At 38.3% G+C, this 22,919-nt stretch carries 20 protein-coding genes; 11 read left to right on the forward strand and 9 right to left on the reverse strand.

The window, feature by feature from the left end; all coding sequences use genetic code 11:
* Positions 1-54 precede the first annotated feature (54 nt).
* The 3 genes from IGJ53_RS09175 (at position 55) to IGJ53_RS09185 (ending at position 2,058) form a co-directional block, all read left to right on the forward strand.
* Positions 55-906, forward strand: coding sequence for an aldo/keto reductase (locus tag IGJ53_RS09175; RefSeq protein ID WP_002290130.1), 852 nt, complete (start codon positions 55-57; stop codon positions 904-906).
* Between the two features lie 16 nt (positions 907-922).
* Positions 923-1,168: a hypothetical protein gene (locus IGJ53_RS09180; protein WP_010732801.1), complete on the forward strand. Its 246-nt coding sequence runs from the start codon at positions 923-925 to the stop codon at positions 1,166-1,168.
* Positions 1,169-1,353: 185 nt separating this feature from the next.
* On the forward strand, positions 1,354-2,058 hold the full coding sequence (locus IGJ53_RS09185; RefSeq protein WP_002373011.1) for a hypothetical protein: 705 nt from the start codon (positions 1,354-1,356) through the stop codon (positions 2,056-2,058).
* Between the two features lie 132 nt (positions 2,059-2,190).
* Here IGJ53_RS09185 and IGJ53_RS09190 read toward each other — a convergent pair whose 3' ends face one another.
* Together IGJ53_RS09190 and IGJ53_RS09195 are read right to left on the reverse strand one after the other, a co-directional pair.
* The gene (locus IGJ53_RS09190; RefSeq protein ID WP_010732802.1) at positions 2,191-3,561 is read right to left on the reverse strand and encodes a phosphatidylinositol-specific phospholipase C; all 1,371 of its coding nucleotides are present in this window, start codon (positions 3,559-3,561) and stop codon (positions 2,191-2,193) included.
* Positions 3,562-3,715: 154 nt separating this feature from the next.
* The gene (locus tag IGJ53_RS09195) at positions 3,716-6,157 is read right to left on the reverse strand and encodes a hydroxymethylglutaryl-CoA reductase, degradative (RefSeq protein WP_010732803.1); all 2,442 of its coding nucleotides are present in this window, start codon (positions 6,155-6,157) and stop codon (positions 3,716-3,718) included.
* Between the two features lie 184 nt (positions 6,158-6,341).
* On the opposite strand from IGJ53_RS09195, the gene IGJ53_RS09200 reads away from it, so the two are divergent.
* Positions 6,342-7,496 (forward strand): hydroxymethylglutaryl-CoA synthase, encoded by a 1,155-nt coding sequence (locus tag IGJ53_RS09200; RefSeq protein WP_259741737.1) that lies wholly within the window; start codon positions 6,342-6,344, stop codon positions 7,494-7,496.
* Positions 7,497-7,518: 22 nt separating this feature from the next.
* Here the strand turns inward: IGJ53_RS09200 and IGJ53_RS09205 are convergent, their stop codons facing one another.
* Complete coding sequence (locus IGJ53_RS09205) at positions 7,519-8,271, reverse strand: class I SAM-dependent methyltransferase (RefSeq protein ID WP_010732805.1); 753 nt, start codon at positions 8,269-8,271, stop codon at positions 7,519-7,521.
* Positions 8,272-8,446: 175 nt separating this feature from the next.
* Positions 8,447-11,113, reverse strand: coding sequence for a cation-translocating P-type ATPase (locus IGJ53_RS09210; protein ID WP_010732806.1), 2,667 nt, complete (start codon positions 11,111-11,113; stop codon positions 8,447-8,449).
* Positions 11,114-11,454: 341 nt separating this feature from the next.
* Between IGJ53_RS09210 and cls the strand changes: the two genes are divergently transcribed.
* Positions 11,455-12,906 (forward strand): cardiolipin synthase, encoded by a 1,452-nt coding sequence (gene cls, locus IGJ53_RS09215; protein ID WP_010732807.1) that lies wholly within the window; start codon positions 11,455-11,457, stop codon positions 12,904-12,906.
* A gap of 185 nt (positions 12,907-13,091) precedes the next feature.
* Here cls and thiD read toward each other — a convergent pair whose 3' ends face one another.
* Positions 13,092-13,907, reverse strand: coding sequence for a bifunctional hydroxymethylpyrimidine kinase/phosphomethylpyrimidine kinase (gene thiD, locus IGJ53_RS09220; RefSeq protein ID WP_010732808.1), 816 nt, complete (start codon positions 13,905-13,907; stop codon positions 13,092-13,094).
* A gap of 294 nt (positions 13,908-14,201) precedes the next feature.
* On the opposite strand from thiD, the gene IGJ53_RS09225 reads away from it, so the two are divergent.
* On the forward strand, positions 14,202-14,477 hold the full coding sequence (locus IGJ53_RS09225; RefSeq protein ID WP_010732809.1) for a hypothetical protein: 276 nt from the start codon (positions 14,202-14,204) through the stop codon (positions 14,475-14,477).
* A 422-nt stretch (positions 14,478-14,899) separates the two neighbouring features.
* Entirely contained in the window at positions 14,900-15,355 is a 456-nt protein-coding gene (locus tag IGJ53_RS09230) for a Spx/MgsR family RNA polymerase-binding regulatory protein (protein ID WP_002291831.1), read from the forward strand.
* Between the two features lie 161 nt (positions 15,356-15,516).
* On the opposite strand, the gene IGJ53_RS09235 is transcribed toward IGJ53_RS09230, so the two are convergent.
* From IGJ53_RS09235 to IGJ53_RS09250, 4 genes are all read right to left on the reverse strand, one after another.
* The gene (locus IGJ53_RS09235; protein ID WP_086311005.1) at positions 15,517-16,266 is read right to left on the reverse strand and encodes a permease prefix domain 1-containing protein; all 750 of its coding nucleotides are present in this window, start codon (positions 16,264-16,266) and stop codon (positions 15,517-15,519) included.
* On the reverse strand, positions 16,267-16,593 hold the full coding sequence (locus IGJ53_RS09240) for a PadR family transcriptional regulator (protein ID WP_002291828.1): 327 nt from the start codon (positions 16,591-16,593) through the stop codon (positions 16,267-16,269). It abuts the gene before it with no gap.
* 147 nt (positions 16,594-16,740) lie between these two features.
* Complete coding sequence (locus IGJ53_RS09245) at positions 16,741-17,181, reverse strand: universal stress protein (RefSeq protein ID WP_002289467.1); 441 nt, start codon at positions 17,179-17,181, stop codon at positions 16,741-16,743.
* An 80-nt stretch (positions 17,182-17,261) separates the two neighbouring features.
* Entirely contained in the window at positions 17,262-18,659 is a 1,398-nt protein-coding gene (locus IGJ53_RS09250; protein WP_259741735.1) for a glycoside hydrolase family 1 protein, read from the reverse strand.
* A gap of 153 nt (positions 18,660-18,812) precedes the next feature.
* On the opposite strand from IGJ53_RS09250, the gene celB reads away from it, so the two are divergent.
* From celB to IGJ53_RS09270, 4 genes are all read left to right on the forward strand, one after another.
* Complete coding sequence (celB, locus tag IGJ53_RS09255) at positions 18,813-20,084, forward strand: PTS cellobiose transporter subunit IIC (RefSeq protein ID WP_002372981.1); 1,272 nt, start codon at positions 18,813-18,815, stop codon at positions 20,082-20,084.
* A 127-nt stretch (positions 20,085-20,211) separates the two neighbouring features.
* Positions 20,212-20,931 (forward strand): GntR family transcriptional regulator, encoded by a 720-nt coding sequence (locus tag IGJ53_RS09260; RefSeq protein ID WP_002315240.1) that lies wholly within the window; start codon positions 20,212-20,214, stop codon positions 20,929-20,931.
* Between the two features lie 351 nt (positions 20,932-21,282).
* Complete coding sequence (locus IGJ53_RS09265; RefSeq protein WP_259741734.1) at positions 21,283-22,257, forward strand: ring-cleaving dioxygenase; 975 nt, start codon at positions 21,283-21,285, stop codon at positions 22,255-22,257.
* Between the two features lie 52 nt (positions 22,258-22,309).
* Positions 22,310-22,915 carry an alpha/beta hydrolase gene (locus IGJ53_RS09270; RefSeq protein ID WP_259741733.1) on the forward strand — a complete coding sequence of 202 codons (606 nt, stop codon included), beginning with the start codon at positions 22,310-22,312 and terminating at the stop codon, positions 22,913-22,915.
* Positions 22,916-22,919 lie beyond the last annotated feature (4 nt).

Here is a 22,919-nt window from a genome sequence, read left to right on the forward strand (position 1 = left end):
TTTTGGAAAATGCGCTAAACTTATAGATGAACGAATAAAAAAGGAGCTGAAAGTATGAATTCATTAACAAGCACGTATCGTCTATCGAATGGTTACGAAATTCCAGTAGTAGGATTCGGCACATGGCAAACACCTGACGGGGATGTCGCTGTTTCCTCTGTTAAAGAAGCACTGGCTGCAGGTTATCGCCATATCGATACTGCCCAAGGATACAAGAATGAAGAAAGTGTCGGCCAAGCCATTAAAGAAAGTGGCATTCCTAGAGAAGAGATCTTCCTAACAACAAAGTTATGGAATGCCAATCACAGTTATGAACTTGTGATGTCTTCTTTTGAGGAATCATTAAAGAAACTACAAACAGATTATGTAGATCTGTTCTTGATTCACTGGCCAAATCCAGTTGCTTTTCGTGATAATTGGGAACAAGCAAACGCAGATACATGGCGGGCATTTGAAGAACTGTATGAAGCAGGTAAAATCAAAGCAATTGGTGTCAGCAATTTCTTGCCCCACCATCTAGATACACTTGCTAAAACAGCAAAAATCATGCCAATGGTCAATCAAGTTTTCCTTGCACCAGGTGAATTACAGCCAGCTGTAGTTGAGTATGCAAAAAAACATGAGATGATTCTTGAAGCATACAGCCCATTAGGCACTGGTAAAATCTTCGATGTCCCTGAAATGAAACAAATCGCTGAAGCGCATGACAAGACGATCGCACAAGTCGCTTTACGTTGGTCATTGCAGCACGGATTTCTTCCTCTTCCTAAGTCAGTCACACCAAGCAGAATCAAAGAAAATACTGAACTGTTTGATTTTGAATTGACAGAAGAAGAAATGAAACAAATTGATCAGTTAGATGGTGTAGTTGGCAAGGCAAAAGACCCAGATACTACCCAATTCTAAGTCGAAAGGTGATTTTATGGATCCAATCGAACGCTTGAATTCTCTCTCGGAAGACGTCATTCAGACTTTTCATTCCGATTTTGTCTTTTTGATCGATGCAGAGAAGATCCAACATTTTCCTGCAAGAAACTGGACACATGATCAAATTATCGAAGAACTGAAAAAACGGTTCGATCATTCACTAATGGTCACAACTTGGCACGAACATGAAGTCATTTATTCACCTGAGTTACCTGTTTTTGCCTTGATACCAAAAAAATAAAAAGATTGGAACAGGTTATGTGAATAGATAACCTGTTCCTTTTTTTTATTTTTCTTTCAAAAAATGGAAAAATAAGCAAATTTTTCTGTTGTAATTTGCGTATACGCAAGTTTTTTTGCATTACTCCTTTTCATTTGGCTTTTTTTTTCTTATAATCGAAAGGGTATGAGCGAAGGAGAGAACATATGAAGAAAAAACAGAAACAAAAATTATTAAATCAATTCCGTCCTTCATTGGATGGTGTAAGAGGACAGTTATTCCGTTCTCTAGAAGATGAAAGCTTGAGACGTTATGGTTTGCCATTACAAGTCATGCTTGATCCCAAAAACCGTCAAATCTTAACGATCGGATTAGCTGGAAAAACAAATGAAGATACACGAATCAACGTGCCTATCGATGATAATTTCAATACTGTATTAAAGCGGATCCGTTCGGGAGAAAACGGTATTTTCGAACGATTCCGTGACAATCTTCTTATTGAGATCGTATCTTACTGGAATGATCAACGATTGAAAAACGATGAACCAACTGCACAAGCCGTTGCAACACCAGTGACAGAAGAAACAGTCAGTGTGCCAGAAGAAAAAGTGGAAGAACCAAAAGCGGACACAACTGAAAATACACGCTCAACTGATACGAATGCCGCTTTAAGTTTTGCTGATTTTTCAAAAGCCGTTGCTGAGTATCCTAAATTTTACACAGAACAAAATGAACAAGAAGTAGTTATTTATGAAAAAAATGCTGATGAACCTCGTAAGTTAGCAACCATTTCTATGACTGTTGAAAATGAGTTTGTCATCGAAAAAGCACTTGAACGAAAATACAAAGTCAAATTGACTCTGATTCCTTTAATTGAACAATTTGCAGCGACAGCGATTGCCGATAGATAAAAATTCTATTTGTCACAAAAGGCTGGAATCTTTGATTCCAGCCTTTTTAGTCATATAATAAATAGTTAATATTAAAAGTATATATCCGAATATAACAATAGATTCGTGCTTTTTTCAATTTGTTTTTCTTGTCTATTGCATGTCCTCTCTGTGAATGACAAAGCGTTGTCTTTGCGCATGTTCCAAAGGACGTATACGTAAAGGACGATTATCTAAATATATGTCGTTTAGCACAGTTAAGACTCGTTGGCTCCGAACACTTTGTAGATAATAAACATCCCCATTTACATGCTCTTCCCTAGCTGGTATCAATCGCCATCTTGCCCGAGTCAAGAAACCACCGATCATCTCTACCTCACGAGATGAGATATCTTCTGCTAGAAGATATCTTGGATTTGCCAGACTTCTTAGGATATATGATCTTGTCTGTTCATCATATTCGAAAATCCATTTTTGATTTGAATGACCTCGGTTGCTAAATATGATCCCAGTATTGTTACTCTGATTCCAGTCTACTACTCTCCAAACATCTGCTTGACATTGAATAGAAGCGATATAGCCATGGTATTTACCTCTGCTTTCAGTATTTTTTAATAAACGATGATTGATGTCAATAATCGCATTGACGAGCTTCTCACTTGGGTAATCGCTAGGAACGATCCCTACGTGTCGTATATTTCTATGTAATATACGACGATAGGTAAAAGGATTGGTTACTGCTGCATACCCCTCTACGCCACTCCAGAATCCGTTGGCACTTAAAAAATTGATATATTTAACGCCATTCGTCCCTCTACTTTGATTTGCTCTATCAATTTGTTGCTCGACAGCCCATCGTTTATCATTTGGATTCACTGGATCCCAATAGTCTTGTATATTAAAACTTGACGGATAAGGGATTCCGACATTATTTCCCAAGAAATTACGAAAAATGACGATTTTTCCTCGTGTCTCGCTAAGAGTCGGATTAGCGTTTCCATAATAAAAGTAATCTCTCCAGCGACTATCTTGTAAATATCGTGTATTAAGAATATGGTTGAATGTATGGTCATTTACACTACTGTATTCTTGTTTCAATCTCATATAGACTACTTCTTCAGGATTGTCACGAAGAAAGGCCACTGTCTTATTAAGTACATCACCGAAATTTTGATTTAGGTAATACGCACCATGATGCATCGTAAAAACATCATCAATGGCACGTGCGCGTATATCTAAAAAACGAATCCCGTTGTCAAGTTGCTTGCGAATATCGATACTTTGTGTTCTCACATAACCACTGAATCCTCCTCTATAAGTTGCAGTCGCTGAATTGTGTGTCCCTGGAATAGACAATTCTGATAGACGTACATCATCTCTTAACTGACTCATCCAATCCCGATTATATGTACGAGCTGTCCAAGATCCGGTGTTCATATCGGCATAAGAGATTGGAACTTTATAACCTAGTAAAAATAACCCAAAACAGATGCTCAGTAGTGCGGTAATTTTTTTCTTATTCATAAGTTCTCCATTCTTTTTTATTTTGTGCGCACACTTAATTATAGCTTGAAAAACATTCTAACAATGAACACATTTTTCTCATAAAAGAAAAAAAGCAAGATCTGCAGTAACTAAAATAACTACAAATCTTGCTTTATTCCTCTAAAGATATTTTTTATTTTTCCCGGATTTTATCCAATAGCTGTATAGCTGTCTGCTGATTCATCTTTTCTGCTTCACGTAATTTTTGCGCAACTTGCTCGATTTCCTCACCAACTGCCCCAATTGAGATCGCTAATGAACGAGCTTGAAGCCCCATGTGTCCTTTTTGGATTCCTTCTGTAACTAATGCTCGCAAAGCAGCAAGATTTTGAGCTAACCCTACAGCAGCCATTACTTGTGCTAGTTCCTTGGCTGAATCAACATCTAGCATAGCTAAGGATACTTTAGCTTTTGGCAAGATATTAGAAGCTCCGCCTACTGTGGCCACAGCCAAAGGCACCGTTAACTTCCCAACTAGTTTATTTTCTTTAATCTGCCAGTCTGTTAATCCTTGGTATAATCCGTTTCTTGCCGCATAGGCATGGATCGAAGCACTTACCGCACGTGTATCATTTCCTGTAGCTGCTACTACAGCTTCTATACCATTCATGATTCCTTTATTATGCGTCGCTGCACGATACGGATCAAGCTTCGCATACTCCCCTGCTTGCTGTATTTTTTTAGCGATTTGTTCGCCAATTTCTTTACTTCTTCCTAAGCGTTCAAAGGGGATTTCACAACAGGCAGAAGCCAACGATTCTGTAGCAAAATTACTTAAAATACTGAATAGAATCTCTTCCTCAGGGAACCATTCCCGTAATTTGTTTGCTACGCTCTCAAGGATCGAGTTGATCATGTTGGCCCCCATTGCATCTTTTACATCCACTAAAAAATCAATAGATAGGTAGGCATGGAAACTTCCCATAAATTCCCGCGTAGAGATATCTTGAACACCACCCCCGCGTTTCACGATGGAAGGATAGCTTTCATTTGCACAAAGAATCAGTTCTTCTTTTCGATGATTCACTGCATCGATCACTGCTTGATACTCCGATTTTCCTGATAGAACGATTTGTCCGCGCATCAGCCGTTGAGGTGTTTCTGCACAGATATTTCCACAGATTTTTGCGCCATTGCTTGCAGCTGCAATAACAGATGGTTCTTCTGTTGCCATCGGGATCCATTTTTTCTTACCATTGATTTGGAAATTTTGCGCAATGCCCATTGGGATTTCCACTTCGCTCACTTGGTTTTCAATCATGTGATCTGAGCGCTCTTCAGAAAGTGTTTGTTCCTCAAAAATCAGTGCATTTTCCTGTGTCAATACACCTTTTTCGACTAATTGACTGCGCCGTTCAGATGGCGTGAGTTGATAGAACTTTTTTTTTTGCAAATCCTCACGTGTTTGCTCCGTATTCGCTTCTAGCAAGACTGCCAAGCCTAAACCTCCGCCAACACATAATGAAGCAATCCCGTATCTCTTCTGCTCACGAAGCAATCCGTGAGCTAACGTGGTCAAAATACGCGCACCGCTTGCCCCAATTGGATGTCCTAATGCGATTGCTCCTCCATAGATATTGATCTTTTCTTCATCTAACTGTAGTTCTCGATTGACCACGATAGAGGAGGCCGCAAATGCTTCATTGATTTCAAAAAGATCGATCGTTGGTAAAGCTATTCCTGCTTTATCTGTCAATTTTTGAATAGCTGTGATTGGAGAAATTCCCATGATGCTTGGATCAATACCAACTTCCGCTACTTCTTTGATGGTTGCCAAATAAGGCAGATTATTATTCTCTGCGTATTCTTTGGATGCAAGGATCACCACTGAGGCACCGTCATTCAATGGAGAAGCATTGCCTGCTGTTACTGTTCCTTCTTCCGAGAATACTGTACGTAATGTACCCAATTTTTCCAATGTACTATTTCCACGAACTGCTTCATCCTCAGATAACACGTCTTCAGCAGAAATCTTGACCGGAATGATCTCCTCAGAAAATACGCCAGCTTCACCAGCTTGAGCTGCTTTCAACTGAGATGCCAAGGCATAACGATCCTGCTCTTCTCTGCTCACAGAAAATTGAGTTGCCACATTCTCTGCGGTTAATCCCATATGTGCATTTGAAAATGCGTCAGTCAATCCGTCATTGACCATACTGGAAATTGGTTCGCCATATTCATTTGTTTCTGACTGATAGGGTTTCAGCATAGGTGCTTGAGACATACTCTCTGTTCCGCCGGCTACCACAAGCTCTGCTTCACCTAATTGGATCAGCTGGCGTGCTAAAATCACTGCTTTCATACCAGATCCACAAACTTCATTGATTGTCATTGCAGGGACATCCACTGGGATACCGCTGTTCAAAGCAATTTGTCTAGCAACATTTTGACCATTACCAGCCTGCAGGACATTCCCAAATATTACTTGATCTATTTTATCTTTTTTCAGTTTTGTTTTATCTAATAATTCTTTGGTCACAAGTGTGCCTAATTCAACTGCAGTAAATGAACTTAAACTTCCGCGATACTTTCCTATTGGCGTTCTTGCAGCATCTATCATTACGACTTCTTTCAAGTAAGCCACCTCCTACAAAAATATACCATTCTTTGCTATAAAAACAAATAGCTCTTGTTCCAGTTGTTTTTTTCTAAGATTAAATTTTAACAATCCTTAAATATTCGCTTTTTTATATTTCTTTTAATCTTTTTATGATACTTTAGTAAAGTAAGTTTTTTATCATGAGTAAAGAGGTGTTGAAATGAAAATAGGGATTGATCGTCTTTCCTTTTTTATTCCTAATTTATATTTAGATATGACAGAATTAGCAGAAAGCCGTGGAGATGACCCTGCAAAATATCATATCGGTATTGGTCAAGACCAAATGGCAGTCAATCGTGCGAATGAAGATATCATTACACTAGGGGCAAATGCTGCCAGCAAGATCGTGACAGAAAAAGACCGTGAGCAAATCGACATGGTGATCGTCGGAACAGAATCCGGGATTGACCATTCAAAAGCGAGTGCGGTAATTATCCACCATTTACTAAAAATCCAATCTTTTGCTCGTTCTTTTGAAGTAAAAGAAGCTTGCTACGGTGGCACCGCAGCTTTGCACATGGCAAAAGAATATGTCAAAAATCATCCAGAACGAAAAGTACTAGTCATAGCAAGTGATATTGCTCGTTACGGCTTGGCAAGCGGGGGTGAAGTGACGCAAGGTGTCGGTGCTGTTGCGATGATGATCACTCAAAATCCGCATATTTTATCGATTGAAGACGACAGCGTATTTCTGACAGAAGATATCTATGATTTCTGGCGTCCAGATTACAGTGAATTTCCTGTTGTCGATGGACCTTTATCTAATTCTACGTATATTGAATCGTTCCAAAAAGTTTGGAATCGACATAAAGAATTATGGGGTCGAGGACTCGAAGATTATCAAGCGATTGCTTTCCATATCCCATATACGAAGATGGGAAAAAAGGCATTGCAAAGCGTATTAGACCAAACAGATGAAGGAAATCAAGAACGGCTACTGGCTCGCTATGAAGAAAGCATTCGTTACAGCCGACGAATCGGTAATCTTTACACTGGTTCATTATACCTTGGACTAACTTCTCTACTGGAAAATTCGAAATCATTACAGCCAGGAGACCGCATTGGTTTATTCAGCTACGGTTCTGGTGCAGTAAGTGAATTTTTTACAGGTTATCTGGAGGAAAACTATCAAGAATATCTCTTCGCACAATCTCATCAAGAGATGCTGGATTCTCGAAAACGAATCTCTGTTGACGAATATGAAACGATTTTCAGCGAATCGCTTCCTGAACATGGAGAAAGCGCAGAATATACATCAGACGTACCTTTCTCGATTACAAAAATTGAAAATGATATTCGTTATTACAAAATATAATAAACGCATAAAAAAGATCCCTTCACGAAATGTGGGGGAATCTTTTTTTGTCCTTGGACCAGAGAAGCAGTCGATAGGTCAACCTAGTCGTACTGATGATTTCTTGTTTTTCACTGAATAGTTTGCGAATATATCTAGTCACAACAGGATCTTTCGCGTACTCTTCATAGTACATCTTCATCCACTCTTCAGTAATTGATTCCTGTGCAAAATAAGTAAAATCTTTTTTCTGTACTTTGAATCCTTTATCAATTAAATATGATTCAAATTGATCCATGATAAATGGGGTTGTATTAGGGTCTTCTTCTATCATTCCTAGCTGCTTTTCGATAGGATAAAAAACATCATCGATTGATTCCACTACTCTCATTATCACGCACCATTTGCTTGAATTTTTCATCAATTTTTCTAATTGATTGGGATGTGTCAAAGCTGGGTTCGCTGCTGTAAAAACCAATTCATATGTCTCACTGGATTGGATAAATTCTTCTAATGATCGTTTGATAAAGGAAACATTTGATAAGTCAATTTTTTCTGCTTCTTTTTTTGCATTTGCTAACATTCCTGAAGAAAAATCGATCAAATCGTAGTGATTAACTTCTTTTGCTAAAGAAAGAAATCTACCAGATCCTCCGGCAACATCTGCTACTATTTCAGCAGGCAGGACTTTCTCCGACTTCAGATATTCTCTTACATCTTCTGCAATAGTTGTTTGTGATTCTTGCTGGATTTCATAATATTCTTCCGCAAAATCATCCCATTCTTTTTCATTCATTTGAATCCCTCTTACTTTTTGATTTTTGTTAGATATTTTCACTTTTCGGAATAAATCATCCTCCTCTTTTGTCTATTATATCTCTTTTGATGAATAAAAAAATGTTTTGCTTTCCGTCTATTATAAATAAAAAGAGGCTGTGACAAAAGATGTGTCACAACCTCCTTGATTCGTTTTATTTATTTCCTTGTACTCGTACAATGATCAATTTCGTGATTTCCATCAAGATGATTGTCACAAGGGCGATTCCCATACATGTAAAGACTTCTGTCAATCCAAATGCTGATGGGATAGAGAAGACTTCTTTCAGTCCTGGGATCATTGTTAAGCAGTAAAGCGCGCTACATACAACTACAGCTAGTAAGACACTTCTGTTAGAGAAGAACCCTGCTTGGATAGCTGTTTGTGTATTTGAACGTGCTGGGAATGTTTGCAATGTCCGACACCAAATCAATGTTGAAAATGACATAGCTACACCGAATTCAGGTGAATGTTGCATGCCAAGCCATTGAGCGAAGATAACAGCAATCCCAATCAGCACACCACGATACGTTACAGAAATCAATGTTTTGTCCGTAAAGATTCCTGAATTTGGATCTCTTGGCGGACGGTTCATCGTAGCGGGTTCTGCTTTTTCTGTACCTAATGCAATCGCTGGCAGTGAGTCATTGACTAAATTGATGAACAGCAGTTGTAATGCTGTAAATGGATTGGACCAGTCAGCAACTAAGGCAAAGATGATCGCAATGATCGCACCTAAGTTTCCGGCAAATAGATAAGAAATAGCTTTCTTGATATTATCAAACACGTTACGTCCTACTTCTACTGCGCTGACAATAGAAGCAAAGTTGTCATCCGTCAATACCATCGCTGCTGCATCTTTTGCCACATCTGTACCAGTTCCCATAGCAATCCCGATGTCTGCTTGTTTCAATGCTGGTGCATCATTTACGCCATCACCTGTCATAGCGGAGATATGACCTTTATTTTGCCAAGCACGAACGATACGGATTTTATTTTCAGGAGAAACACGTGCATAAACCGTCACTTTTTCTAAAACTTCGTTTAGTTGATCTTCTGTTAATTCATCTAATTCCGTTCCAGTCAGAGCTAAGTTTCCTTCTTCAAAAATCCCGATTTGTTTTGCGATAGCAACAGCTGTTGTTTTGTGGTCACCAGTAATCATGATCGTTTTGATTCCTGCACTTCTTGCTTCTGTCACCGCTTGAGTGACTTCAGCACGTGGAGGATCGATCATAGCAAGCAAACCAACAAGGATCAAATCATCTTCATCTTCAAATGATAAATCAAAATTATCAAGTGGACGGTAAGCAAAAGCTAGTACACGTAATGCTCGTGTTGAAAAAGCTTCATTTTGCTCTTGGAATTTTTTCATCAATTCATCCGTCATCGGAACAACTTCGCCATTCAGTAATACTTTTTTACTGCGTTGGAAGACGATATCTGGTCCACCTTTGACAAATAAGTAATTTTCGTTATCGATCGTGTGTCCAGTAGACATCAATTTTCGATCTGAGTCAAAAGGAAGTTCTGCTTGTCTTGGGTAGTTGTTTCGAATTTCCTGATAAGGCTGGTTTAGTTTTTCACTAAAATCGATAAACGCTACTTCCGTAGGATCGCCCAATTTAGTACCGTCTTCACTGATCGATGCATCATTCGCTAAGACACTGATTTCAATCAAACGACGTTCGTCAGCTGTCCACTTCGAAGGATCGTTTGTGAAATCTCCAGTATCGCCATTCCCTAAAAAGTAGTCAACAACTGTCATTTTGTTTTGTGTCAATGTACCAGTTTTATCTGTACAGATGATACTTGTCGAGCCAAGTGTCTCAACTGCTGGAAGTTTTCGGATAATGGCATGACGTTTCGCCATTTTGTTCGTTCCCAAAGATAACACGATTGTTACGATAGACTGTAATGCTTCTGGAATAGCAGCTACGGCTACAGCTACGGCAAACATCACTGCGCTGACGATATCTGCAGTCATATCTCCTGTACCTTCTCCAAGATAAATACGGAACAATTGGATACCTAAAATCAGTAGAGATAATGCCAAAATAGCCAGACTTAGTTTTTTACTGAATTTATCCAGACCTCGTTGTAACGGAGTGACTTGCTCAGTTGTTGATTCCAAAAGACCAGCAACTTGTCCGATCTCCGTATTGTTCCCAGTTGAAGTCACTAAGAATTTACCGCGTCCGTAAGTTACGATCGTTCCGCTGAATACCATATTTGTACGATCACCGATTGGAACAGTACTTGTGATATCCATTACTTCTTTTTCTGCGGAAGTCGACTCTCCTGTCAGCATGCCTTCATCTACTTTTAATGAACCCGCATCTAGTAATCGTCCATCAGCAGGTACATAATCGCCTGCGTCTAACAACACGATATCCCCTACGACAAGTTCGTTTGCCGGAATCGTTTTTTCTTTACCGTCACGAATCACTCGAGCATCGGGTGCTGAAAGATTTTTCAATGCCTCTAAAGAACCTTCTGCTTTTTTTGTTTGGACAACACTGATGATAGAATTCAACATCAACACTGCAAAAATAACTAAGAATTCAATGTAGTCTCCCATGACCATCTGAATCAGTGCGACAATCAGCAATACGATAACCATTGCATCTTTGAAGGTTTCTAAGAACAATTTCCAAGTTGGCTTCTTCGGCTTTTCTTTTAGCTGGTTCAAGCCATTTCTTTCTAATTTTTCCTTCGCTTGCGTGGTGCTCAATCCATCGGTTGAGCTCTGCGTTTGCTGCATCAACGAGTCGATCGTTTCTTTATAGACCGCTTGTTGTGCTTGTTCCTTGTTTTCCAAATTTCATCCCCCATTTTTTGATCTCGGTCCTAGTCCTGTCTGAAAAAAAAGAGACCTAAGACAAATGCGCATTTGTCTTAGGTCTCACCATTTCATACAATACCAGAAAACCATTTGGTTAACTTACTGTTGATATTATCGCAACAAAATGTTGCCGGTTACTCCCCTAAGGAGATATTCAACTGTACTAATATCCTACCTTATTAAACTACAAAAAGCAACTATTTTAGCCCGATTTACCTACATTTTCATGAAAAGAGTGAAAAGTATATTCACCTTGGTAGGCTTCTTTCTTCTATCATGCTATACTAATGTTATTGTATGTAAGGAGGAACATTTTTGTGGTATCTAGTATTATAACCGCCCTTTATCTATTGAATGCACTTATTGCTTTAGTGGCTATCTTGATCAAACCCCGAGATGTAGCAGCTATTTGGGCATGGCTCTTAGTATTGTTTGCCCTTCCTGGGGTGGGTTTTGTATTATATTTGTTTTTCGGACGTGGATTAACGGATAAGAAAAAATTCTATCTCCGACAAAGTGACTTGAAAGAATTAGAAAACTTTCAGTCTTTTAGAGGAGATACCATTGAACATTACGATCCTGACATGGGCGACAAAGACAAACAACAATTTGTCGACTTCTTCTCTTCATTAAATCGTATGCCGCTGACAAGAATGAATTCTGTCACTCTTCTCACAGACGGACAAAAGAAATTAGATTCACTGCTTCAAGATCTAAAAAAAGCCAAACATTCGATCCATATCGAATATTACGCATTTGTGACAGATAATATCGGTCAGCAAGTCTTACGCGTTTTAGAAGAAAAAGCCGCAGAAGGCGTAGAAGTTCGTATATTATATGATGCATTTGGCTCCCACGGCACAAAAGCAAAAGATTTCAATCGTCTAATCAAAAATGGTGGACATGTCCATACATTTGTTACCTCGCAAAAAGCATTGCTTCGTTTCCGATTGAATTACCATGATCACCGAAAAATCGTTGTGATCGATGGAAAGATCAGTTACACCGGTGGCTTCAATATTGCTGATCAATATGTAAATACGACAAAAAAATTCGGTTATTGGCGTGATACGCATATACGGATTTTCGGTGCCGCTTCTTCTTTGCTTCAACTTCGTTTTTTAACAGACTGGAACGTTTCAGTGCCTGAACAAAAAAAGGTCGGCTATCATTTGAATTATTTCTTTAAAAAAGCAGATAGAGACGAATCCAAACTTGCTGATACGTCCATCCAGCTTGTCTCAAGCGGACCAAATAACGAACGAGAACAAATCAAGCTTTCGTTTATCAAATTGATTACTTCTGCTAAAAAACGTGTTTGGATACAGACACCTTACCTCGTTCCTGATGAAAGTGTCATTGCTGCTTTGAAAATCGCAACTGCTTCTGGTGTCGATGTGAAAATCATGATCCCCAATAAACCGGATCATCCTTTTATTTATCGAGCAACACAATATTATGCTCGTCAGCTCATCAAGGAAAACGTACAGATCCTTGTCTATGAGAATGGCTTCCTCCATGCAAAAACATTGATAATGGATGATGAAATCTGCATGGTAGGTTCAGCAAATCAAGATATTCGTAGCTACCGATTGAATTTTGAAACAAGTGCTGTCATTTACGATCCTGAATTTTTAGAAGAACTTGCTACTCAGTTCAAAGAAGATGAGACACATTGTTCACCAATGACAACTGAAACAGTGAAAGAAATGTCTAACTGGCTGTTATTCAAACAACAAATTTCTCGATTGTTTTCACCAATCCTATAATTTTTCCATTCAAGTAAAGAAAAGAGGCTGTGACAAAACGTGTCACAACCTCTTTTTCCGAATAAACGGTGTTCAATCAGCTGACCTTCGGTATTAGCTCAACAAACGGCAAAACATGAGGAACTATTTTTCCGTTTGTTTCTCTAATACTCAGGACAGGACGCTGATTTCACAACCTCTTTCTTTTACTCTAATTCACCGGCTGCCCAATGATTGATTGGTCCATATTTATGCCCTACGTTTATTTCTTCACGAATCGCACGGTTTACATAGTCTTTTGCCAATCGGATCGCTTGTTCTACTGTTTTTCCTTTAGCTAATTCGGCTGCAATACATGCAGATAACGAATCGCCGGTTCCATTGATCCGATCGGTAGAATAAAATGGCGCATTCAGCCAAAATGATTTTCCTGATTCAAGCAATACGTAGTCGTTGACTGTTTCTTGCTGCGCATCTTTTGCATGATGTCCTTTGATCATGACGTTTTTCGCACCCATCTCTTGCAGTTCTTTTGCTGCTTGCACAAAATCTTCTTCAGTTGCTAATGTCCATCCAGTCAGCTTTTCTGCTTCGTAAAAATTAGGTGTCAGTACTTCTGCCAAAGGGACAAGTTTTTCTTTCAAGCTTTGCAAAGCAGACTCTTCTAGTAAAAGATTTCCATGTTTCGTTACGATCACGGGATCCACGACTAATGGTCCAAAATCATATTTTTGGTAATTTTTTACAACTGTCTCAATCAAATTTGAATCTGCTAGCATACCTGTTTTAGCTGCACGTATTTGAAAGTCCTCTGCAATCAGTTCAAATTCTTTATCGATAAAATCGGTTGGCAAGGTCACACTTGCTCCGATTCCGTAAGAATTTCCTGCAACACATGCGGTCATGACAGAAACACCGTAAACACTTCTTGTAAAGAATGTATGCATATCTGCTTGCATCCCTGCGCTTCCATCGCTATCTGATCCTGCGATCGTCATTGCTTGTACATACTGCTCTTCCATCAAATCGATCCCTCCATTTTTATAAAAAATTTTTTTCATGATGCTGTTACTGTTTCTATTATATGTTTTTCAAAGTATCCCCCAGTAAATATACCACTACCTTTTCTTGGTAATCAAATTTATTTGAAAAAACATTAGTAATAAATCAGAAAATAGTTGTCATTTATTTCAACTAGTTATTCTAATAACAAATACCCGCTATTCGATTTATATATATTTAAGTATCCTTCTTGTTTTCATATAACCAATGGCGCTATGATTGCCATATGATAAAAAATAAAGTCAGGTGAAAAAATGAAACTTGAGGATAAAAAAGTTATTTTGAAGAAAATCAAATGTCTCCCAGACCAAATAGAAAACTATACGATCTGTTCTTTCAAAAAAGACAGGAGTATAAAAGCTTATACGCAAAACACAGAAAAAGGAATAATCTATTTCCTACATGAAGAAGGTTACGATACCCAAACCTTTATGTTTACTGAAAAAAAAGAATTTCATAAACAGATGAAAAAACTGATTGAAAAAGAATTTCCAAGAAGCCATAAACTCTATGTGAATCAGCAATTTTAACTTTTAACTATACGCTCTTAATTAAATAGGTTCTGTAATAAAATAAAACTTTATAACAACTATAACAAAACAGAATACAAAACAACGGTTCTATAAGTTATAATCATAGTTGTTAGATGATTCATCTAGTAAAAACACCAGATTTCAAATTTCACACAATTGAAACTAGATCAATCATCAACCTTCTTCAAATTGTTAGAACCCTTTCCCGAGGAGCTGCAGCATAAGCAAGAAAAACAAACAGGAAGCCAAATGGCTAAGACATTCCTTCTATTAGTCTAGTTGTTTCTCGTCGCAAATTTAAGACTTTAGAAAGTTATTTCTATTGATGTTTGGGTGGTTTCATGCTTATGCTCAGCTCCTTACCTATTATTTATCTCAACAGATCGAACAAATTAATGGAAAATTTAAGGAGTTTTGTTATGCTTACGATCTATTCTTCTCGTACACATAGTTACCATCTGATGGCAAATTGGCTGAAAGACCATCAAATGCCTTACAGAGAACGAATTTTCACACCTAAACAGCCTTTAACCAGAAAAGAAATCTTTTATTTATTATCATTAACAGAAAACGGATTTGACGATTTATTAGCCAAACGCTCGATTGATTATAAAAATTTGAAAGATCAAATCGACCAATGTACGACCTCAGAACTTGTCGATTTAATCGTCTCACATTTTACTTTGTTGCAACGTCCTATCATTACTGACGGAAAAAAATTATTAGTCGGGTTCAATGAAGATAGTATGCGTCTTTTTATCCCTGTTCAATGGCGCAGAAGCCAGCTCAAATCTGTCTATAACGATTTCACGTGGGTAAGCGATTTAGACAATTCTATGGAGTTAGATGATGAATTTTTAAATTATTATATATAAAAAAGACTGTGACAAAAAAGTGTCACAGTCCTTTTTTCCGAATAACTAGTGTTCCAGAAGTAGCTTCTACGAAAAATAAGCCGAAATTTCTTGAAGCTAATTCTTGAAGCTAACTACTTCTGTCACAACCTCTGATTCACGGTGTTCAAATTTGCGCACACTTACCACGAATAAGTGCTTTGAGTGAACTGACGATAAGAATGACGAACAAGACTGCCATAAATAATCAAAAAGACACCCGTTCCTACGGTAACAAAAAATCCAGAGGCACCGATACTACCATCCATATACCACAAAATCGAAGCAAAAAGTGGGAAAAGTGAAAAAATACATAATCCGATTCCTGCAATCAACGAGAAGCCAAAACTTCGCTGATACGCTTCTTCTTTTTCTTTTGCTTCTGCTAATACTTTTTCAGGTATTTTTCTATTATACAAAAAGTGATTTAAGCGTGTGATTTTCATACCAGAAGCGATGAAAAAACCGACAGCTAATGCTATACCGAAAATCAGACAAGAAACACCCATGAATGCATAGCCTGTTGAACAGAAGAACAGAAATCCTGCAAAGGATAAACAAGTGAATAGGACACCTGACGCTACTTGAAGACTTGCTGCTCTGTATTCTTTCCAGTAGTTTTCTGCTTCACTTAAATAAATCGAAGCTGAATTTGATTCTGTCTCGGAACTTGGATTTTCTTTTTTGACATCTAATTCTTCTAATAATTCGTCGATTGAACCAAATGTCGAGATGACTGTACCAATTGCCTCTTGTTCATTTTTCCCTTCTCCCATTAATTCATGATAATGATCTTCCATATTTGCCAACAGATCAGCTTTCAGCTTTTCTATCTCGGTACTTCGGGGTACTCCGATAAAAAGACTTTCTAAATAATTACGGATTGTATCCATTTACTTTCCCTCCAAAAATTGATCGACCACGTCTTTTGTCGTCAGCCACTCTTGCTTTTTTTCTTCTAAAAGATTACGTCCTATTTCAGTGATTTTATAATATGTCCGTTTTTTTCCATGGGTCACTTCACCAGGGTACGAAACAATCAATTGATTCTTTTCTAAACGGGCAAAAACGGAGTAAAGTGTCGTCTCTTTGATTACATAGGAATCATTTGTCCTCTCACGGATCGTTTTAGAAATTTCGTATCCATAAGAATCGTTTTTGTTAAGGATCGATAAAATAATCGCATCATTGTATCCGCGTATTCCATCACTTGAAATCATGTTCTCTCCTCCATATTACTCCATCTGTCGTTGTAATCAGCATAGCATGATTACTTCATCAGGTAAAGTAATTTTTTGCAAAAAATAAAAAGGAACAGAAAGCAAAAGAAGCGTTATGCTTTTTTGCTTTCTGTTCCCTTAATTTATTTATTTTACAACCATGACGTTACATGATGCGTGGTTGACTACATAGGAAGTAGTGGAACCTACTAGCGCACGTTCTACCGCATTCAAACCTGTCGCCCCCATGACAATCAGATCGATTGGTTCTTTCGATTCATGGAAATTAGCAATCAGTGTCTTTGGATAACCGTAAAGAACATATGTCTCGATATCTGTCAGGCCTTTTTCGATTGCCAAGTTTCGATGTTCTTTCATCTGGTTTTCCGCAACCTCATCCAATTCTTCCTGCAGGCTTGTTGTAACAAATGCAAAATCACCAAAGTAATTGCCTGTTACTTCATTGACATACAGGATGTGCAATGTTGCTTGATTTCGTTTGGCAATCGTGATTGCCTCAAGAAATGCTTTTTCTGCCTTTTCAGAACCATCAATTGCTACTAAAATATTACGATAAGTGTCTACCATTGTAAACGCCTCCTTCACTGTTAGTGTAGCACGATTACAGTGTTAGGACAAACATTTTGTGAACGTTTTATCAAAAAATATCAGGCATCAAATCCGTTTTTTTCGGAGACCGTTTTAAACCAGCGACCCGATTTTTTGATCGTGCGTTTGCCGTCTTGTGCCAAATCAACAGCGATAAAGCCATAGCGATTTTTGTAGGCATTTGTCCATGACCAGTTGTCCATACATGTCCACATGTGGTAACCCACACAATTCGTTCCTTCTTGGATTGCTTGATGGACATATTTCAAATGATCCGTCACAAATTCGATCCGATAATCATCTTCAATAATGCCTTCGCTGTTAACAAATCGTTCTTCTCCTTCGACCCCCATCCCATTTTCAGAAATATAGCATTTGATATTACCATAATTCTCTCTTGTATTCGTTAAAATATCATAGATGCCTTTTTCGTAAATTTCCCATCCACGATATGGATTCATTTTTTTATTGGGCATGTCGTAATTCTCAAAATAATCATCTGGCATGGGGCTATGTTCGTGATCGATTGGTGTTTCTTTTGCTTTGATCCGACGAGGCTGATAATAATTGATTCCTAACAGGTCAATCGTGTTTTCTCTGATGAGTTCTAAGTCTCCTTCATGAATGTCAGGCATTATACCCAATGTTTTGACAATCTCGATCAACTCTTGTGGAAACTCGCCTTTCACTGCAGGATCAAGGAACGATCTGTTGAAGAATGCATCCGCGATTTGCGCTGCTTTTACATCTTCTGGGTTCGTTTCATCTCTCGGATAACTTGGTGTCAGATTCAAGATGATTCCGATTTCACCATCATGACCGCCTTCGTGGTAGGCTTTGATTGCCTTTGCACTTGCTAAATTCTCATGATAGCCTACTTGGACCGCTTCTTTCATATTGATATGGTTTGGATAGTGGAATTGATACAAGTAGCCTCCTTCTACAGGTACGATTGGCTCGTTATGAGTAAACCATTTTTTGACTAGATCTCCAAACAATTCAAAACATGCGGCTGCATAAGAAACATAAGCGTCAACCGTTTCTCTTGATAACCATCCGCCTTTTTCTTGCAAGGACAGTGGCATATCAAAATGGTAAAGATTTACAAAAGGCTCGATACCATTGTTCAGCAATTCAGTAAAATAATCTCGATAAAAAGAAACAGCTTTTTGATTGATTTCACCTGTCCCTTCCGGAATCAAACGACTCCATTGGATAGATGTACGAAATGTGTTATGACCAGTTTCTTTCATTAACTGAACATCTTCTTTGTATTTTGTGTAAACTTGCGAAGTTTTTTCAGGTCCTACTTGATCAAAGAATTTTTCAGGCTCTAATGCATACCAATGATCCCAAATATTTTCTCCTTTCCCGTCATTACTTACTCTTCCTTCTGTTTGCGGTCCGCTAGCAGCAGAACCCCACCAAAAATTTTCTGGAAATGTATAGGTTTTCATTTTTTTACTTCCTCTCTTTTCTTCTTGATATCGTAATCATAACGAACCCATAAAAATAAATCAATACTTTTTATAAAAATGACTAGACATTTAAAATATTCGGCGTTATACTTTGTATGTAATCGATTGCAAATAAATTTGAGGTGAATAAAAATGAACGGTTTTATGGACAAGCTTTCTGAGAAAATCATGCCCTTAGCTAATTTATTAGGGCAAAATCGTTACCTTACAGTTTTACGGGATGCGTTTATGCTTTCCTTCCCTTTAACGATGTTCGGTTCGATCGTTGTCGTTATCAATAACTTGCCTTTTTTCAGTGACGCAACAAAGGGAACTTTATCGAACTTATTCGGTAATGGGCAAAATGCAACAATGAGCATCATGTCGGTTTTTGTTACTTTTGGTATCGGCTATTATTTATCAAAATCTTATGACGTTGAAGGTATTTTCGGTGGTGCCGTGTCTTTTGCCAGCTTCTTGATTCTTACGCCTTTTGCAATGAAAACCGTTGGTGGTGAAGATGTAACTGGTGTTCTTTCACTTGATCGTCTTGGCGCAAAAGGAATGTTCATTGGAATGATCGCTGCTTTCTTGGCTGGAGAAATTTACTGCAGAATCACGAAACGCGGCTGGCAGATCAAAATGCCTGATGGAGTTCCACCTGCAGTAACAAAATCATTTGCCGCTTTGATCCCTGCTGTAGTGACACTAACTGTTTTCTTAGTAATCAACGCTGTGATGACTGGTATTTTCAATGCTAACTTACATGATGTCGTTTATGAAGTGATCCAAAAACCATTAACTGGTTTGGGAAGTAGTTTACCTGCAACATTGATTGCTTTGTTCTTTGTCCAATTCTTATGGTTCTTCGGACTTCACGGACAAATCATCGTCAACTCTGTAATGGACCCGATCTGGAATACACTGATGCTTGATAACTTAGAAGCTTATCAACATGGAAAAGAATTACCACACATCATCACAAAACCATTCATGGAAACCTTCACTGTTGGTATTGGTGGCTCTGGAATGACTTTAGCTGTCGTTTTATTAATGGCCTTTGTTCTTAAAAAGAAACAGTATCGTGATGTTGGTCGATTAGCTTTAGCACCTGGTATTTTCAATGTAAATGAACCAGCGATCTTTGGTCTTCCAATCGTATTGAATGCAACAATCCTTATTCCTTGGGTCGTGGCACCTCTAATCGTAACCACGTTCAATTATTTGGTAATGGCTGCTGGACTTGTCCCTGCACCAACTGGCGTCTCTGTTCCATGGACTGTGCCAATCATTGCAAGCGGCGTCTTAGCAACAAATTCATGGCTTGGTGGTATGCTGCAAGTCATCGACTTTGTCATCGTTGCCTTTATCTGGTACCCGTTCTTGAAAGTCTTGGATAAACAACCAGATTTAGATATTGCTTAATGGATCATTAAGGGGATATGACAAGAAACTTGTCATATCCCCTTTTTTCGAATAAACAATGTTCCAGATGCTACTTCGAGTTGTCGGAAGCATGATCTTTCGTTATACTCTAGAAGAGGTGAATAACGTGCCAAAATACGAAGAAATCGCAAATATTTTAAGGGAACGAATCCGTTCAAAAGAGTATCCTCCTGATAGTTTTTTGCCTAATCAAGTGGACTTGGTAAAAGAATTTGGTGCGAGCCGGATGACAATCAAAAAAGCCATCAATATCTTAGCGATGGAAGGACTTGTCTATTCGCAGCGAGGATCAGGAACGAAAATCTTGAATCATCCATTCATGCAAAAAGACACATCGCCCGCTAACGAGTATGAAGGTTTGAGTCTCCAAATGAAACGCAGACATCGTTCTTTGAAGAGTCAAATCATTCATTTTGACGTTGAATTCCCTGATCAATATATCCAAGAACGATTGATGATCGATGCCGAGCAACCTGTCTACAATATTCACCGGTTAAGGATCTTAGATGGCGAGCCTTATGTTTTAGAGCATACCTTTATGCCAGTCCATCTTGTGCCGGGTTTAAAAAAAGAACATTTGTTAGCCTCTATCTATGATCATCTTCATCAAGAATTGAATGTCCATTTTGCAGGGGCTTATCGTGCTATTTCTGCAGATAAAAGTGATGAATATGATCAGCAATATTTGAACTGTGCAGAAAACGATCCTGTACTGGAAGTTCAGCAAGTCGTCTATCTCAAAGATGGACAGCCGATTGAATATTCTTCCAGCCGAAACCGATTTGATGTTCGGAACTATTCTGTTCTGGATGTGCGTTCAACTTAACCAAAGAGGTTATGAAAAAGCCGCTTAGTTTCGAGTCGATTGATTGTCACAGATACAATCTTTTGAATAACATTTACCAAGTACTTTCAGAAACTCGTTTCCATCTAATCATAAAAAGACTTATGACCACCCGTAATGATTCTAAAGTTAGCTTTTTAAAGCTAGTTTTTTTGAAATCAACACAGCTAGTCGTAAGTCTTTTTATTTTATTGATCCGTTCCTCCTCTTTTCCATTCTTGATTCCTTTCTAATACTTTAGAAGACAAATTAATTGCAAAATAGAGATGCACCCTCTATACTATGTCTAAATCAACTACTTACTTTTTGTAAGTTGACAGGAGGAAATTTATCATGGATACACAAATCAGAGGAATTCACCACGTCACAGCAATGACATCTAGCGCTACAAAAATCTACCGCTTTTTTACAGATATTTTAGGAATGCGCTTAATCAAAAAAACCGTTAACCAAGATGACATCGAAACTTACCATCTTTACTTTACAGATGATACTGGTGCGCCAGGAACAGATATGACTTTCTTTGATTTTCCAAATCAGCCAAAAGGAAAAAAAGGAACAGATACGATCTCTCGTGCTTCTTTCCGTGTACCAAGTGACGCTGCATTAGACTTTTGGTTGGAACGTTTTGAAAAATATGACGTTACTCATTCAGCAATCAATGAACGTTTCGGCAAAAAATATATCGAGTTTGAAGATTTCGACAATCAATATTATCAATTGATCTCTGACGAAAACAATCAAGGTGTAGCAGCTGGCATTCCTTGGAAAAACAGCAATGTACCGACAGAATTTGCGATCACAGGACTTGGACCTGTCTTTGTCCGTGTCAATCAATTAGAACATATCCGCTTGATTCTTGAAAAAATCTTAGGATTCAAAGAAACAGATCATTCAGGAGATTTCTACTTATTTGAAATCGGTGAAGGCGGAAATGGTGCAAGCATCATTATTGAACATCGGACAGACTTGCCAAAAGCAATCGAAGGATTTGGAAATATCCATCACTTAGCATTGCGTGTAGCAGACAAAGAAGCATTGGAATACTGGATTCAAGTAATCAATAAGATTGAATTACCAAATTCTGGTTTCGTCGATCGTTTCTATTTCCAATCTGAGTACTTCCTAGCCGCTCATCACGTACTGTTTGAATTAGCAACTGATGGTCCTGGATTCCTTGAAGATGAACCAGCAGAATCCGCTGGAGAAAAACTATCTCTTCCTCCATTCTTAGAAGAACGTCGTGAAGCCATTGAAGCCTATGTCCGTCCTTTCGATACAAGTGACGCAAATAAAAAACGTGAATAATCTCTTCATGCTACTTCATTTGCATCTATAGAAACAGAAAAGAGGGAACAAAATGTCCTACATTTTTGAAAAAGGAACAAGTGGCAAGCATTTGATCTTACTTCATGGCACAGGTGGCGACGAACATTCTTTACTGGATATCGCTCACTTTCTTGCACCAAACAGTACGTTGCTTTCTTTTCGTGGCACGGTCCAAGAAGATGGGATGAATCGTTTTTTCAAGCGTAATGGATTGAATCAATTCGACCTGGACAGTTTGGAAAAAGAAACAGATAAGCTCCATGAAAAAATCAAAGATATCAGCGAAACAGAACAGATACCGTTAAATGATTGGCTGCTTGTCGGCTATTCAAATGGCGCAAACATCGCTGCTCATTTATTATTGGAGCGTGAGACCAAGCTAAATAAAGGGTTGTTTTTCCATCCGATGTCTCTAGGTGTTCATCAAAGCCGTTCCATATTAGAGGATAAAACCGTCTGGCTTTCTTATGGTGATAACGATCCAATCGTTTCCCCTGCTTCCTTTAAAGAATTGTCCGATCAATTCGAAACGCGCCAAGCAAATGTGACTATTCAGCTAACTGTAACAGGTCATCAGTTGACGATGGACGAAATCGAGCAAGCGAGGGAATGGACAGAGCGTCTTCTAACTAAATAAAAGA

The organism is Enterococcus sp. DIV1283b (assembly GCF_051710965.1).
GTDB lineage: Bacteria > Bacillota > Bacilli > Lactobacillales > Enterococcaceae > Enterococcus_B > Enterococcus_B lactis.

Coding starts and splice junctions, on each gene's coding strand:
- IGJ53_RS09175 (WP_002290130.1), top strand. CDS start 55: ATGAATTCATTAACAAGCACGTATCGTCTATCGAATGGTTACGAAATT.
- IGJ53_RS09180 (WP_010732801.1), top strand. CDS start 923: ATGGATCCAATCGAACGCTTGAATTCTCTCTCGGAAGACGTCATTCAG.
- IGJ53_RS09185 (WP_002373011.1), top strand. CDS start 1,354: ATGAAGAAAAAACAGAAACAAAAATTATTAAATCAATTCCGTCCTTCA.
- IGJ53_RS09190 (WP_010732802.1), bottom strand. CDS start 3,561: ATGAATAAGAAAAAAATTACCGCACTACTGAGCATCTGTTTTGGGTTA.
- IGJ53_RS09200 (WP_259741737.1), top strand. CDS start 6,342: ATGAAAATAGGGATTGATCGTCTTTCCTTTTTTATTCCTAATTTATAT.
- IGJ53_RS09205 (WP_010732805.1), bottom strand. CDS start 8,271: ATGAATGAAAAAGAATGGGATGATTTTGCGGAAGAATATTATGAAATC.
- thiD (WP_010732808.1), bottom strand. CDS start 13,907: ATGGAAGAGCAGTATGTACAAGCAATGACGATCGCAGGATCAGATAGC.
- IGJ53_RS09225 (WP_010732809.1), top strand. CDS start 14,202: ATGAAACTTGAGGATAAAAAAGTTATTTTGAAGAAAATCAAATGTCTC.
- IGJ53_RS09230 (WP_002291831.1), top strand. CDS start 14,900: ATGCTTACGATCTATTCTTCTCGTACACATAGTTACCATCTGATGGCA.
- IGJ53_RS09235 (WP_086311005.1), bottom strand. CDS start 16,266: ATGGATACAATCCGTAATTATTTAGAAAGTCTTTTTATCGGAGTACCC.
- IGJ53_RS09240 (WP_002291828.1), bottom strand. CDS start 16,593: ATGATTTCAAGTGATGGAATACGCGGATACAATGATGCGATTATTTTA.
- IGJ53_RS09245 (WP_002289467.1), bottom strand. CDS start 17,181: ATGGTAGACACTTATCGTAATATTTTAGTAGCAATTGATGGTTCTGAA.
- IGJ53_RS09250 (WP_259741735.1), bottom strand. CDS start 18,659: ATGAAAACCTATACATTTCCAGAAAATTTTTGGTGGGGTTCTGCTGCT.
- celB (WP_002372981.1), top strand. CDS start 18,813: ATGAACGGTTTTATGGACAAGCTTTCTGAGAAAATCATGCCCTTAGCT.
- IGJ53_RS09265 (WP_259741734.1), top strand. CDS start 21,283: ATGGATACACAAATCAGAGGAATTCACCACGTCACAGCAATGACATCT.
- IGJ53_RS09270 (WP_259741733.1), top strand. CDS start 22,310: ATGTCCTACATTTTTGAAAAAGGAACAAGTGGCAAGCATTTGATCTTA.